Raw genomic sequence first — 13,973 nt, 5'->3', positions numbered from 1 at the left:
CTCTGTATAATCTTCTTGATAAGCAAGATACAGTGAAATCAATTTGTTCAGTTTACTAATTACTTTCTTGGATAGGTACTGCAAACAAAAAGAAGGAAAAACCCAGTTAATAATAACGGCTGTTCGGAACTTATCTTATTTCAGTCTGAGTTAGCCGAGCCAAACTCGCTTCACTCAAACATGGCTCTACTAGCATTCATTGACGTTCCAACATCCGTAAATCAAAGCAAGTCAGGGCTTCGCCCCGAACCTCATATACTTATATTACATAATTATTTTTCTGTAGAGGCAAATACATTAATATAAAAAAATTAAATTACCACTTCTTCATCACTTGAAGCAAGCAGTTTTAATAAATCAAAGGTTGTAACTAACCCGACAAGTTTATTGTATTCTGTAACCAATAGTCTGTGTATTTTTTTATCATACATAATTCTTGCCATTCTTGCTATAGACTCATTAGGACCTATTGAATACACATCTCTTGACATTATATTTGAGACTGGCTGATCGAAAAACTTTACATCTTCTAGCAAGCTCATTTCGAAATTTCTCATAAGTGGATCAAGATAAAAAGTATGAGAACTTTCATTTTTTAATATATCAATGGAGCTGACAACACCGGTCACATAACCTTCTTTATCAATTACAGGCACTCCCAACACGCCTTTATCAGCAAATATTTTTATCAAATCTCTAATAGCAGTGTCTTCTCTTACTGTAATCAAGTCAGTAGACATTATATCTTTCACATAAAACTGCATAATTGCCTCCTAAATTCATATTAATATTTAGATATACGAGTTAAAAGACTATTAACACAGCTTATTTTATGTAGCATTAGCTAAAAGTTTAATGTTATACAGCTAAATTTCAGTTTTAAATATAAAAAACCAGATAGTTGAAGTAACAATTTCTTAATAAATTAGCCATTATTATTAACTATTTAGATTTAAGGATTTAAATGGTTATAGGGGATATTTTGTGTGAGCTGGAGGTTATGGTTTATAATCTTTCTTTAAACAATTTAGTTAGCTTTACAAGTAGAAATTCTTACATAAACACAGCATCAAAGTCTGATGCTGATGTTAAAACATCGATATTTTACGTAAATGATCTACATTCCAGATTAGCCAATATGGATGGGATAAAAGCTAAAGCTGATGAATTTAAGCTGAAAAATCCTGATACAGACAAGTTTTTACTATCAGGCGGCGATATGAAAGTAGGGTTAGGAGAAAAAATAGGTGACCTGGTCCTAAAGTTTATGAATTTAATAGGCATCGATCTTTCTGCTATAGGAAATCATGAGTTTGATGCCGGGACAATCAAACTTCAAGAACAAATAGATAAAATGAATGAGCATGCTATACGAAATAACTTATCACCATTTAAATTTGTTGTAACAAACCTGGATATTGATGAAAAAAATCCTTTAGCTAAAAGTATTAAAGATAAAAAACTTGTAAAATCCTGCATAATGACCAGAAATGGACATAACTATGGATTTGTCGGAGCAACTCCAATAAGTTTAAAAGAATCAGCCAGACTTAATCCTGGCATGGATGGAATTCAGGTCAAAAATTTATATAAAACCACTGAAGAAATTGAAAAAGAGGTAAGTTTACTCGAGAAGCAAAACATAAATAAAATAATCTTACTTTCTCACTTAGGATATAAAAATGATAAATATATAGCTAATAAAGTTTCAGGAATAGACGTAATTGTAGGCGGACATACTCACAACGTTTTAAAAGGCATAGATCCAGGAAAAAATTTATTTTTAACACCGGAAAAAGAACCTGTTATACTTCTGGAAGCAGGAAAAGATGGTGAACAAGTTGGTACCCTGGATATAATTTTCGATTCAGATGGAATAATCAAAGAAGCAAATAACAAAATAATTGATAATGAAACCCCGGTAAAAGATCTTAAGGTGCAAAAGCTTAAAGATGAAATCCTGGGTAAGTCAGAAGCTCTTGGATTTTTAGAAAAACCTTACAATCCAATAAAAAAATACAGATGTGAAAACCCTATGGCAAGTTTATTTGCTGACGCTATGAGAAACAAAGCCGGAGCGCAAATAGCTCTAATGGTTAATGATAATGCGCTCGTAAATAACGGCTTAAAAGCAGGGGAAATTACAACAAGAGATATCCAAAACTTATCTCCTTTTAAAAATAACGTCTATAAAATAAATTTATCTGGAAAAGAATTACAAGAAGTCTTAAGCTGGGCAGTAGGTAAAGGTAAAAGCTCTTCTGCTATTCAAGTCTCAGGAATTAAATACACTATAACTAACACTAGAGATGTAAAAAACTTAATACTTGAAAGTAATGATAATTCAAAAATACCTATCGATCCAGACAAGCAATATAGTATAGTTTATGACGAACATTTATTATACAAAGCTAATTATAATAAGGCATTCAATATAATTGAGATATTAAACACCAAAAATAAAGAGGAACTAAGCTGGGATAAAGGGTATGCGCTTATTGAATACATAAAAAGCTTCAATAACAAACCTTTCGAGATAAAACCAAAAAACAGAATTGCTATAGAACCACATTTTACAAGCTTTACAGGTTCTAATGACGTAAGAAAAAATTGGTTAAAACAGCATAATATACAGCTATTAGTGAGCTAATTTCTCATCACTAACTATATATCCATCTACTAATTGAATAAGCCGATCTGCTTTTTGTGCAAGATCCCTTTCATGAGTAACGATAATAAAAGTCATGCCAGCTTCACTATTAATTTTTCTAAATAAATTATAAATATCATTCGCTGTTTTCTGATCAAGAGCACCTGTTGGCTCATCTGCAAAAACAACTGACGGCTTATTCATTAAAGCTCTAGCTATCGCAACCCTTTGATTCTGCCCACCTGATAGCTGAGTTGGCCTAATGTACATTTTATCACTCAAGCCTACACTGTCTAAAATCTCTTTAGCATAATCAACCTTTTCTTTGTTAAGGTTTCTTGCTATATAAACAGGCATCAAAACATTCTCCAGTGCTGTAAACTCAGGCAACAAAAGATGCGCCTGAAAAATAAATCCTATTTCTTTATTTCTAAATTCAGCTTTTCTGATACCATTCCATTTTGAAGTTTCCTGGCCTAAATAATAGAGTTTTCCGAAAGTTGTGGTATCAAGCAGCCCCATAACATTCATCAGCGTACTTTTTCCTGAGCCACTTGGCCCTACTATACTAATGAATTCGCCTTTAGATATAGTAAGATTTATATCCCTGATGGCATAAACAGGCTGAATACCTGAATAAATTTTAGTAACATTATCAAGTTTAATTAAAGTATCAGGCATTTATAGCCTCCACAGGCTTTAATCTTGCAGCTTGATAAGCAGGAATAATACTTGCAAGGAAACTGGCCAGCATTGAGTAGAATAGAGCAATAAGAGCATACTGTGTATTTAAAGTTAATTCAGGTAGTTCTGTAGTTAAGAAAGTCTCTGTGGTTGTACTTAAGATATAGCTATACCAAGAAATTAATAATTTAGCCCCTACTATCCCCCCTAAATATCCAACCACACTTGATATCATAGCCTGAGTCAAGAACACAGACATAATAGAAAGATTTTTAGCTCCCATTGATTTTAAAATACCTATCTCTTTAGATTTAGAAGATATTAATAATATAAATACACTTGTAATGCTTGATGCTGCAGCAAAAATAATTAAAAAATTGATAAATCCGATAATCAGCCTAAATCTTGCTACTTGCTCAATAATTTGCCTGTTATCCTCTATCCAGCTGGTTGCATCAAGACCTGTAACATTCTCGATTCTTGCTGCAATTTGATCTGCCATATAAATATCGTTAACTTTGACCCCAATACCGGTAACATCGTTACCTAAGTCAAGCAATTGTTGCGCAGAATTAAGTCCTATATATACTTGTCCTTCATCAGGCCCTCTTAAACCGGTAGAAAAAATCCCAACTATCCTAAAAGTTCTTGCAATTCCTCTAGGCCCTGTTAAAGTAACCCGATCTTCAAGGTCTACATTCAATTCCTCCGCAAGCTCTACCCCAATTACTATATCAGTTGTACCCAGATTTTGAATTCTGCCTCTTATAATATCATCCTGAATATTAATAATATTTACCTCTATTTCAGGAATAATACCTCTAATGGAAACCCCTCTTTCTTCTGCTCCCCTAACTATAATACCCTGACCACTAGCAAATGGTGCAGCAGCTATAATTCCACTGATGGGAGTTATCTCTTGTAATACTCCTCGATATGAGCTAATATCACGTCGACGAGTCTGGGTTTGATCAATCAATAACAGATTCTCTTTAAATTTTCGGTCTAAAACCCTGATATCTCTCTGAAAAGTATCTATTTCTTTAGTAATATTTACGTGAGGAGCACTCGCAACTGTTCTATCAATTAGATCATTAAAAAAGCTGAGGTTAATTGAAGGCACAAATATAATAATTGAAACTCCTATAGCAACAGCCCCTGCAATAATAAAAGACTGTTTAATATTTGCGGTTATATAACGCCAGGCAATAAAAAACTCATAGAATTTCATAATTAATCTCTATAATTTTCAACAATTTTTATTCGATTATCGGGTTTAACTTTTTTGCCTTCAACTCCTTTAACTATTACATCATTTTCAGTTAAACCTTTTGTAACCCTAAATCTATTGTTATCAAAAGCCACCCCTTTAACATATGTCTTAACAGCTTTACCATTTTTCTTCTTTAATACATATTTCTTTTGATTCTCTGTATAAATAAACTCATCTGGAATAATTATTGCATTATTAACCTGTTGAATAATTATGGTTGCATCTGCTGTCATTCCGACAAGAACAGGAAGTCCCTTTTGCCCAGGGACAGAAACTTTAGCTTCAAAAGTACCTGTAATTGGATCAACATTTTTAGAGACCTCTATAACATTTCCTCTAAATGTCTCATTAGGATAAGCATCAAAAATTACATAAACAGACTGCCCTACTTTAATACTTTCAAGCTCATTTTCCTCTACCTGAGTACTCAAGTACAAGGCTGCTGGAGTAACAAGTCTAGCTATAGGAGCATTTGGAGAAATAACCTCTCCTATATCCCTAATTTTTTCGACAATATAACCCGTTACAGGCGCCCTTATTATATACTCTTCAAGCCTTCCAAGTACTGACTGAATTCCACCTCGTGCAGCTTGAACTTGTCCTCTAGCTGCCTGTATTTGTTGTTCTTTCACTCCTGCCTGTACAAGATTCAGATTTTCCCTTGCCTGAGTAAGCCTTGCCCTTGCTGCCTGAATTTGACTTTGAGTAGCATCAATTTGCTCTTCAATTTGAACTCTGGCAAAACCTGCTCTTTCAAATTCCCTGAAACTTACTGCTCCTTGCTGGTATAGTCTTTGTAATCTCTGTTCTTCACTAATTGCTTCTTGCTGTTGAACTCTGGCTATTTGAAGTTCTTGCTGAAGAACATCTGTATTTTCCTGCGTTTCTTCTACTTGAGCCTGTGCAATTGCTACATTTTGAGGACGAGGCTCAGTTACCAGATTTTGCACCTCAGCCTGAGCCGTTTGAAGTTGCCCTTGTGCAGTAGTCAAATTCCCAACGACTTCATTCCTGTTTAAAACAGCTAATATTTGCCCTTGATTAACAAAATCCCCTTCTCTAAATCTAAGTTCCTGAATTGTGCCGGTAACCTGCGTTGCTAGCCTAACATCCTGCCTGGACTCAACCGTACCGGAAACTGTTACTCCTTTTATCGCATCTTCTCTTTTAACTTTAAATGCTACAACTTCAACTCTACTTAAAAACCAAAAAGCAATAAATCCAAGCACAATAATTAGAAATAAAGCCAAAAGCAATATCCTTCTTCTTGAAGCAAATATTTTCGAGCGTAATGTCAATAACATAAACAACCTACTTGCTATACATTTTAAAAATAGTATATATAACTCAAGTTGATACTTAATGAGGTGGCTAAGATAACACAGTCAGTTTTATATGAATACTAGTGTATAGATCGACAATAATATGCTACAATCTCCCGAACTGTCATCCTGAGGTGCCAGAGGCACTTTTCTTAGTCATCAATCCTTCCAATAATACCTACTGTCATCCTGAGGAGCGTAGCGACGTGAGGATCTTACCAATTATGAATACTAGCTTTTAAATGTAAATGGATAGATTGCCACAGATTCCTTCGGAATTTTCGCAATGACAGGGGGTTTGCTTTTAACATATTATTTACAAATCTTACCACTAGATAATAATCCTTCTTGTGAAGTAATCTCAAGCTTATGTAGTCAGCAATTTGAGTATATATAAATGATTATTGCACTCTAAATAATCAACTTTTTTCACTTATATATTTATCCTCAAAAAATCCAGATATATAAATATCCCAGGCGTATTAAATAAAATAGTATAATCCAGGATTATATTATCCCTCTATCGGATGTCCAAATAGCCCAAGTGGTTTAAACTAAGAATGGTAAGAGGTGAAAGTGGGAATGATATTATCGATGATTTTTGCATTACTAAATCAAGAAATGTATATGATTTATACTTTCCTGACATCAATAAGTATAATAATATTCTTTATAATATATAGAATGATCCCTAAACCAGAAAAAAGTTAATAATTACCAAAAATTACCTTTTAAAGTCTATCAAAACTTTAAGAACACCTTTTCTTCTGCTAAATTCAATAGCTTCTTTGGCCTGATCAAAGCCAAAGATTTTTGAAATTAATGGTTTAACATCAACAAGCTTATTTTCAAGAGCCTTCATAGCAGGTTTAAAAGGTCCGCACCTGGAACCTACCAGAGTGATTTCATTAATAACCATGGTAGAAAGATTAATATTTTTATTTTCAGCAACTGTACTTTTTAATACTATTGCACCTCTTGGTTTCACCAATTTTTGAGCTAATTCAAAACCACCAGCAGAACCGGTTGCATCAACAACAACATCATAATCCCTATTTTGAGAAAGATTATCAAGCAGAACAGTCCTGATACCCTGAGCACTAGCTATTTCGAGTTTATCTTCATGCTTTCCAACAAGCAAAATTTTAGCAGGAGAAAGATTTAAAACAAGCGCAACAAGCAAACCCAGTTTGCCATCACCTAAAACCAGAACTTTATCAGATGGTTTTAAATATACCTGATCAATAATTTCAAAAGCAGCAGCTAAAGGTTCGGCCAATACTGCTTCTTCATCGCTTACTGAATCAGGAACCTCGACAAGATTTTTAACAGGGAGAGTAATATAATCAGCAAAGCATCCATTTTTATTTAAAATACCTAATACATTTCTGGTAGGACAATGATTTTTTAAGCCTTTTAAACAATAATCACAAACCCCACAAGCACAATTAATTTCACCAACCACCCTTTTACCTGATAAATCCTGATTTTCACTATTTACCTTTTCAACAACCCCAACAAATTCATGCCCTAATACACCAGTAAAATCCATATAACCTTTCATAATTTCAAGGTCAGTATTACAAATTCCTGCTAAATTAACTTTTATTAGAGCCTCACCCACGTCAGGTTCAGGCTTTGGGAAATCATTATGTATCTTTATTTCCCCATTAAATTCAATTGCACGCATATATCTCTCTCTTTAGTAATGCATTACCGTTAACTGATATTTACAAGTCAGGTTTATATGTATCAAAACTTCAGGCGTTAACCTAAATTAGGTGGTAATACCACCTCTCTTTATACTTTTGCTACCTGCTGAGCTATTGTACCAAATACATAATTATAGTTTTTAACTTCGCTAAAACCGAGTTCTCTAAATATACCAACTAACTCATCCTGAGAAGGAAATTTCTCATTAGACTCAGGCAAATACCTATAAGGAGTATAATCTCCATGGAAAATCTTCCCAAAAGCCGGTACAATATTAAAGAAATAGAGTCTAAACACGGAATTAAATAAACCTTTTGACTTACCTAAATCAAGATTTACAACATAACCGCCTTTTTTGGTAACTCTTTTCATTTCGCTAATGCCTTTTTTAAGATCAACAAGGTTCCTGAGACCGTATCCTATAAAACACGCATCAAAAGTTTCATCATCAAAAGGCAAATTAAGCGCATCCCCCTGAATAAACTCAATATTATCAATACCTTTAGCTTTCTCTCGTGCAATATCCAGCATATTTTTAGAAAAATCTATTCCGATGATTTTACCTGAAATATTGAAATATTTAGCAAGAAAAACCGCTATATCTCCTGTTCCTGAGCAAATATCAAGAATCTTCGCATCAGATTTTAAAGGAACATTTTTTATAACCTGCTTCTTGATACTACGATTCATTCCAAAGCTCATTATTTCGTTCATCATGTCATAGTCACCTGCAATATTATCAAACATATGACAAACGAATTCTCTTTTATTGTCTTTATCAGAGAGAATTGACTGCAAAGATTCTTTAGTTAAATTAAATTTCTTTATAAACATGATTTTTATTTATTATCTTCTTATATAAATACATATTAACCTTTAGGGTGAGGAGGGTGGGTTTTTGAGAATTTTGCTAAAACTATTTAGTAATTCAATTAATATCATTAATATCTTGTCCTTAGAAAATTTGCATTGATAACTGGAACTATTATTTTGGTTTTTATGTCTTATAATATGGATTGTACTACAAAAGGAAGTAGTTCAGATGATCGCGGGCAGAGGGCTCCATTTTTCAAATCCCGCATCTTGCGAGAATTGATGACATAAGGGTGCAGCCTTGCTGCCTGAGGAAAGTCCGGGCACCAGAGGGCAGGCTGCTGGATAACGTCCAGTGCAGGTGACTGTGAGGATAGTGCCACAGAAATGAAGACCGCCTATGTGAAACGGGTGTAAGCCCAAAAGGGTTTATTTATACCCGCTTCGCAGGTAAGGGTGCAACGGTGGTGGGGTGCAAATCCCTTAATGTAAGAGACCACCAGCAACATCGAGAGGTGTTGGCTAGGTAAACCCCAGCTTGGTGCAAGGTAATGGGAACTAAAGTGACCCGCTGTTCCCATGTAATCCGCTAGAGGTGTTTGGCAACAAACATCCCAGATAGATGATCATCAGGCAAAGCTTGACTTTGCTTACAGAACCCGGCTTATAGGCTACTTCCTTTTGTAGTATATATTATTAAGTTCACCATTTTGCTTTAAAAGTATAGTCGTCTCAGCTCAACCAACTTTACTTCCCAGTTCAAGGTCAACTTGACTGGTTATACTTTTATAGCAATCAAACATGAAAAACTGAATGTTGAAGAATAAAAGACACAATTGTTAAGTTTTGTTAAGATAAATTATATAAATGAAATTTCGCAAAATACTAAATTTTATTTTTTTCACCGCTAACCACATATAGTGGTTTTTTTAATTGTTCGGAAAAAATAATTTTAAAAGGTATATAATCAGAGTGATACAAGTAAGAATTATCCCCAAAAGTATAATTATTGAGATTATTAGCAATCTAACTAATTATTTTATAATCAAGAGGGAATTATTTGATATTTATTAGTATGAATAAGCACATTAATATACTGTTAATAGATCACACTAGATATAGTGGTATAGTATAAGGTCTTTTTGATAGTTCTATATACAAAATCCAAAGATTATTTCTAAAAAAGCAGAAAAAGTATAATTAATTTTTAGTTTATTCGTATTATTTTCAAAAAAGTTATTGCTAAAAAACAGAAAGCGGGTATAATTTAAATAGTTTAGTAAAGGAGGTTCCTTATGAATAAAGAAGAATTAGTAAAAGAGATTTCAAGAAAAGCTAAAGTTTCACAAAAACAAGCTTCCGAAATCATCACATTAGTTTTAGAAACTATCGAAAAAACAGTTTCTAAAGGTAAAAAAGTAACCTTAGTTGGTTTTGGTACATTTGAAGCTCGCAAACGTGCAGCTAGAACCGGCAGAAATCCACAAACTGGCGCAGAAATCAAAATTCCTGCTAAAACAGTTCCTGTTTTCTCAGCTGGTAAAAAATTCAAAGAAGTTGTTGCTAAGTAGTTTAGTAACGAAGCTTAAAAGGGAGCCAATTTCTGGCTCCCTTTTTTAATGTTTATTCCTGAATTTTTCAGCACCAATAGTTAATTAACCCGAATAGATTGAATAAAATTAATTAGCGATTGAAGTTAATTATTAATATTCAGAGGTTTTAATAATCTAGTAAAGTATATTCTGATTTTTACTAAATCAATTTTTTTAGTATAATTATTTAAAGAAAGGTGCTGATTATAAATGAAGAAATTTTGCTTAATTCTGGCATTATTACTAGTACATACTCCAGTATTTGGAGCTAATAATTTGTCTTTAGAGGCAGAAAATCTAGTGCAATTAATCTGCAATATTAGTCAATATTCTAGAGTCACAGGCACAATTTCAAGCATCGACATATCCGAAAAATACAGAGTTATATCATTAAATTTCGGTAAAAATTTCAACACTTCACTTAGTGCAGTAATATACAATGATGTTATTCCTTCATTTATTCTGGCTGGAATAGAAGACCCTGCTGAGTATTTTAAAAATAAAACGGTTTTATTAGAAGGTATAATTAGAGTATCAAACGGTAAACCGGAAATAATTATCGATTCACCCTCACAAATCAAAATTATAGATAAGAATGAACATTCTAAATAAAATAATTGAATACAAAAAAGCAGAAGTACATAAACAAAAAACCAAATATGGTTTAAGTGTTAAAGAATTAGAAGCTTCTTGTCGGAAACTAAATCCGATAAGAAGTTTTATTAGCGTATTAGAAACTAATGCTAAATTAAATAAAATATCATTAATTGCCGAAGTAAAGAAGGCATCGCCATCTAAAGGCATAATCAGAGAAAATTTTGACCCTGTAAGTATTGCTTTATCATATCAAAATGCCGGAGCTAGTGCTATATCAGTGCTTACAGATGAAAAATTTTTCCAGGGATCAATCCAGTATTTGAAAGATATAAAACAAGTAATTAATTTGCCTGTTTTAAGAAAAGATTTTATCATTGACCCGTTTCAAGTTTATCAAACGAGATTAATAGGAGCTGATATTATACTTCTTATTGTTTCAGCACTTGAATTTCCCGAATTACAGAAATATTATAACCTGGCAAAAGAAATAGGACTTGATGTATTAGTAGAAGTACATAACAAAACAGAGATGGAACAAGCTTTACAATTAGGAGCCAGAATTATAGGAATTAATAATAGAAATCTGGAAACTTTCGAAGTATCGCTAGATAACACAATAAATCTCATTCAAAATAGAGTATTTCCTGATAAATTTATAATTAGCGAGTCTGGTATCAATAATAATTCTGATGTAATCTTCCTAAAAAATAATGAAGTATCAGGAATTCTTGTCGGTGAAAGTCTAATGCGACAAGAAAACATCGAAAAAGCTGTTCTCAATTTATTACAGAGTTCCTAGTAGATTGTTTCAAAAGCTATGATGATTATTGCAGGAGGTTATGTTATTGGAGGAGCCTATGCACCATGTCAATTTGAAGGTGACACAGTCACTTATTTAAGTCATCAATTATTCCAGTGAGGACTTAATTATGTGCGTTAGCACCAGCGACGGAAATAATATACCCTCCTTAACTTTTGAAATAATCCACTAATACTCGACATATTAGTTTTGCGACAGAGTACTCGCAGATTTTTATTTAAATAAAAATCATAACTAAACCAAATATATGTTTACTTATATATGGTTTATCATTTAATTTAGTAAAGTAACGTTATTATATTGCTGAGAATTATGATTGAAGATATCAAAATTTTTGACATAAATACCAAGAAACATAACCCATTTGGTGCATCTGCAGAAGAACTGCTTGCAAATGCCATTGACGAAGCGGGTCTGGTTAAATTAACTACTACAATCAATAGCTAATTAGCTATAGATTTATGCAAATCATTTGATAATAAAAGAGCAAGTTATAAAGAACTAACAAAGCTAGGCAATTTGCTAATTACAAAAAACGTAATCTCTACTGATCAACTTAAAGAAGCCCTTGAATACCAGAAAGAAAATCCCGATATAATGATTGGGAATATTCTTTTAAATCTTCAACTTTGCACTTTAGAAGATATAGAAAAATGTATTAATGCTCAATCCAAACTCCGTGAAGATATGAAAGCTATATATTAACTGCATTTTGTGACTGGTTTAACCCAATAATTCATGGGATCAACAGGAACACCATTAATATAAAGTCCCCAATGCAAATGTGGTCCTGTTGCAAAACCTGTTGAGCCAACTTTTCCTATTAGCTGATCCTGTTTTACAATTTGACCTGGCTTAACATCAATTTTTGACATATGCAGATAAATTGAACTCACTCCCTGTCCGTGATCTATGGCAACGGTTCCACCATGGAGTCTAAACTGTTCACCGATCAAGACTTTACCACCAGCTATTGACCTTATTGCTCTACCTTGTGGAGCTTTAATGTCTATCCCTTTATGATAATTTCCTGAAGGTTTACCATTATAATACCTATTTAATCCATAAATTGAGATTATACAACCATCAGTAGGACTGTTGAATGGAGGATTTGACCAATAAGGATTATCTGTTAGCGTATCTTTAAACTTTTGAACTTTATTTAACTCGTCTTGAGTTGCACCTAAGCCACCACCTTTACCTGAAACTCTAATATTTTGTATTGGAAATTTAGATGCAGCAAGAGTTATTTTAGTTTCATCTTTTAAATAACCTGTTTCATCATTTAACGCTATTTTATAAGTTCCGGGTTTATCAGTGGCATCAAATCCTATTAAACCTCTATAAGTATTTTCTCCCTGTTTATAAAGTTTTATTTTTTTACCACTATGAAGTAAATAGGGATTCAACAGCTTTTTATCAGATTTTACTTCTATTATGGCAGTTTGTCCTTGTTTAAGATTATTAAAAGGTTTTACAGATATTTTTTTGGGTTCAAAGAGCTCAGAAACCTCATCATTAACATTATTTAACCCTAAAGAGCCTACCATTAGAAACATTGATAAAACAATAGTTGAAATAAAAATTATTAATCTCATTTATCCTCCTCTAATACAAATCCTGTCATTGCGAGGTGGCTAAGCCACAGTCACATCGTCAACAATCTTTATTTAATATACAAGGATCATTGATGATATGTTTGTGCCTCTGGCACCGTGGCAATCTCAAATCATAAACTTATATACGTAACAATTTGAGTTTATATATTCTTATTTTTATAATATCATCATTATTAATGTGACAAGTAAATACAATATATAGAATGACAAAACCACCATGTTTATAGATAAATCAAAAATTAAAATAATATCAGGAGCCGGAGGAAACGGTGTAGTAGCCTGGAGAAAAGAGAAATACATTCCTAAAGGAGGCCCTGCGGGCGGTGATGGCGGAATTGGCGGAAGCGTTTATATAGAAGCTGATGAAAGCTTATCTACATTGCTGGACTTTAAATATAAATCCAGATTTCTAGCACAAAATGGTGAACCAGGTAGAAGCAAAAACCAGCACGGAAAAAATGGTGACGATGTTTATATAAAAGTTCCAGCCGGAACAATAGTAAGAGATATTAATAGCAATAAAATAATAGGAGATCTGGTACTCCATGGAGATAAAATTCTTGTAGCTTCAGGAGGAAGAGGCGGCAGAGGAAATGCCAGATTTGCAACTTCTATAAGAAGAGCCCCTCAATTTTGTGAACCTGGAGAACCAGGAATTGAAAGAGATATTGAACTGGAACTTAAATTAATTGCTGATATAGGACTTTTAGGACTTCCTAACGCAGGAAAATCCACATTAATCAGCGTAATTAGCGCAGCAAAACCTAAAATCGCAGATTATCCATTTACAACATTAACTCCAAATCTTGGCGTAGTTAAAAAACCAAGTGGAGATGGCTTTGTTGTTGCCGATATACCAGGTCTGATTGCAGGAGCAAGCCTCGGTGCAG

General features: G+C 33.2%; 12 protein-coding genes, 1 other RNA gene and 1 pseudogene (1 of these 14 cut by a window edge). 7 read left to right on the top strand and 7 right to left on the bottom strand.

Translation table 11 applies throughout. From position 1 onward, the window contains the following. Positions 1 to 311 precede the first annotated feature (311 nt). Positions 312 to 764, bottom strand: coding sequence for a hypothetical protein (locus A2255_09035; GenBank protein OGI23095.1), 453 nt, complete (start codon positions 762 to 764; stop codon positions 312 to 314). A gap of 200 nt (positions 765 to 964) precedes the next feature. On the opposite strand from A2255_09035, the gene A2255_09030 reads away from it, so the two are divergent. Then, positions 965 to 2,650: a hypothetical protein gene (locus A2255_09030; protein ID OGI23094.1), complete on the top strand. Its 1,686-nt coding sequence runs from the start codon at positions 965 to 967 to the stop codon at positions 2,648 to 2,650. On the opposite strand, the gene A2255_09025 is transcribed toward A2255_09030, so the two are convergent. The 5 genes from A2255_09025 to A2255_09005 form a co-directional block, all read right to left on the bottom strand. Beyond that, on the bottom strand, positions 2,639 to 3,331 hold the full coding sequence (locus A2255_09025) for an ABC transporter ATP-binding protein (protein ID OGI23093.1): 693 nt from the start codon (positions 3,329 to 3,331) through the stop codon (positions 2,639 to 2,641). The genes A2255_09030 and A2255_09025 overlap by 12 nt on opposite strands. Beyond that, positions 3,324 to 4,565, bottom strand: a complete 1,242-nt coding sequence (locus A2255_09020) for a hypothetical protein (protein ID OGI23092.1) — start codon at positions 4,563 to 4,565, stop codon at positions 3,324 to 3,326. Before A2255_09020 ends, A2255_09025 begins: the two co-directional genes overlap by 8 nt. A 2-nt stretch (positions 4,566 to 4,567) precedes the next feature. Beyond that, the gene (locus A2255_09015; protein ID OGI23091.1) at positions 4,568 to 5,857 is read right to left on the bottom strand and encodes a hypothetical protein; all 1,290 of its coding nucleotides are present in this window, start codon (positions 5,855 to 5,857) and stop codon (positions 4,568 to 4,570) included. A 796-nt stretch (positions 5,858 to 6,653) separates the two neighbouring features. Continuing rightward, complete coding sequence (locus tag A2255_09010; GenBank protein OGI23090.1) at positions 6,654 to 7,619, bottom strand: alcohol dehydrogenase; 966 nt, start codon at positions 7,617 to 7,619, stop codon at positions 6,654 to 6,656. A 110-nt stretch (positions 7,620 to 7,729) separates the two neighbouring features. Then, positions 7,730 to 8,389 carry a hypothetical protein gene (locus tag A2255_09005; GenBank protein ID OGI23096.1) on the bottom strand — a complete coding sequence of 220 codons (660 nt, stop codon included), beginning with the start codon at positions 8,387 to 8,389 and terminating at the stop codon, positions 7,730 to 7,732. Between the two features lie 283 nt (positions 8,390 to 8,672). Between A2255_09005 and rnpB the strand changes: the two genes are divergently transcribed. The 5 genes from rnpB to A2255_08980 all read left to right on the top strand — a co-directional run bounded on the left by rnpB (position 8,673) and on the right by A2255_08980 (position 12,169). Beyond that, an RNA gene (gene rnpB / locus A2255_09000) (RNase P RNA component class A) lies at positions 8,673 to 9,137 on the top strand. 613 nt (positions 9,138 to 9,750) lie between these two features. After that, positions 9,751 to 10,026 carry a DNA-binding protein gene (locus tag A2255_08995; protein OGI23089.1) on the top strand — a complete coding sequence of 92 codons (276 nt, stop codon included), beginning with the start codon at positions 9,751 to 9,753 and terminating at the stop codon, positions 10,024 to 10,026. 231 nt (positions 10,027 to 10,257) lie between these two features. Beyond that, positions 10,258 to 10,659, top strand: coding sequence for a hypothetical protein (locus tag A2255_08990; protein OGI23088.1), 402 nt, complete (start codon positions 10,258 to 10,260; stop codon positions 10,657 to 10,659). Next, positions 10,643 to 11,443, top strand: a complete 801-nt coding sequence (locus A2255_08985; GenBank protein ID OGI23087.1) for a hypothetical protein — start codon at positions 10,643 to 10,645, stop codon at positions 11,441 to 11,443. Before A2255_08990 ends, A2255_08985 begins: the two co-directional genes overlap by 17 nt. A 540-nt stretch (positions 11,444 to 11,983) precedes the next feature. Further along, a complete protein-coding gene (locus A2255_08980) occupies positions 11,984 to 12,169 on the top strand; it encodes a hypothetical protein (protein ID OGI23086.1) in 186 nt (61 codons plus the stop codon). On the opposite strand, the gene A2255_08975 is transcribed toward A2255_08980, so the two are convergent. Continuing rightward, positions 12,166 to 13,062, bottom strand: a complete 897-nt coding sequence (locus A2255_08975) for a hypothetical protein (protein OGI23085.1) — start codon at positions 13,060 to 13,062, stop codon at positions 12,166 to 12,168. The genes A2255_08980 and A2255_08975 overlap by 4 nt on opposite strands. Positions 13,063 to 13,300: 238 nt before the next feature. Between A2255_08975 and A2255_08970 the strand changes: the two are divergent. Further along, positions 13,301 to 13,973: pseudogene (locus tag A2255_08970) on the top strand (hypothetical protein) (it continues 620 nt past the right edge of the window).

It is taken from the genome of Candidatus Melainabacteria bacterium RIFOXYA2_FULL_32_9 (assembly GCA_001784615.1).
In the GTDB taxonomy this organism is placed as follows: Bacteria; Cyanobacteriota; Vampirovibrionia; order Gastranaerophilales; family UBA9579; genus UBA9579.
Note: the sequence above shows the minus strand (reverse complement) of the source record. Positions and strands in the feature narration are given on the sequence as shown.

Coding starts and splice junctions, on each gene's coding strand:
- A2255_09020 (OGI23092.1), bottom strand. CDS start 4,565: ATGAAATTCTATGAGTTTTTTATTGCCTGGCGTTATATAACCGCAAAT.
- A2255_09035 (OGI23095.1), bottom strand. CDS start 764: ATGCAGTTTTATGTGAAAGATATAATGTCTACTGACTTGATTACAGTA.
- A2255_09005 (OGI23096.1), bottom strand. CDS start 8,389: ATGTTTGATAATATTGCAGGTGACTATGACATGATGAACGAAATAATG.
- A2255_08990 (OGI23088.1), top strand. CDS start 10,258: ATGAAGAAATTTTGCTTAATTCTGGCATTATTACTAGTACATACTCCA.
- A2255_08975 (OGI23085.1), bottom strand. CDS start 13,062: ATGAGATTAATAATTTTTATTTCAACTATTGTTTTATCAATGTTTCTA.
- A2255_09030 (OGI23094.1), top strand. CDS start 965: ATGGTTATAGGGGATATTTTGTGTGAGCTGGAGGTTATGGTTTATAAT.
- A2255_08985 (OGI23087.1), top strand. CDS start 10,643: ATGAACATTCTAAATAAAATAATTGAATACAAAAAAGCAGAAGTACAT.
- A2255_08995 (OGI23089.1), top strand. CDS start 9,751: ATGAATAAAGAAGAATTAGTAAAAGAGATTTCAAGAAAAGCTAAAGTT.
- A2255_09010 (OGI23090.1), bottom strand. CDS start 7,619: ATGCGTGCAATTGAATTTAATGGGGAAATAAAGATACATAATGATTTC.
- A2255_09025 (OGI23093.1), bottom strand. CDS start 3,331: ATGCCTGATACTTTAATTAAACTTGATAATGTTACTAAAATTTATTCA.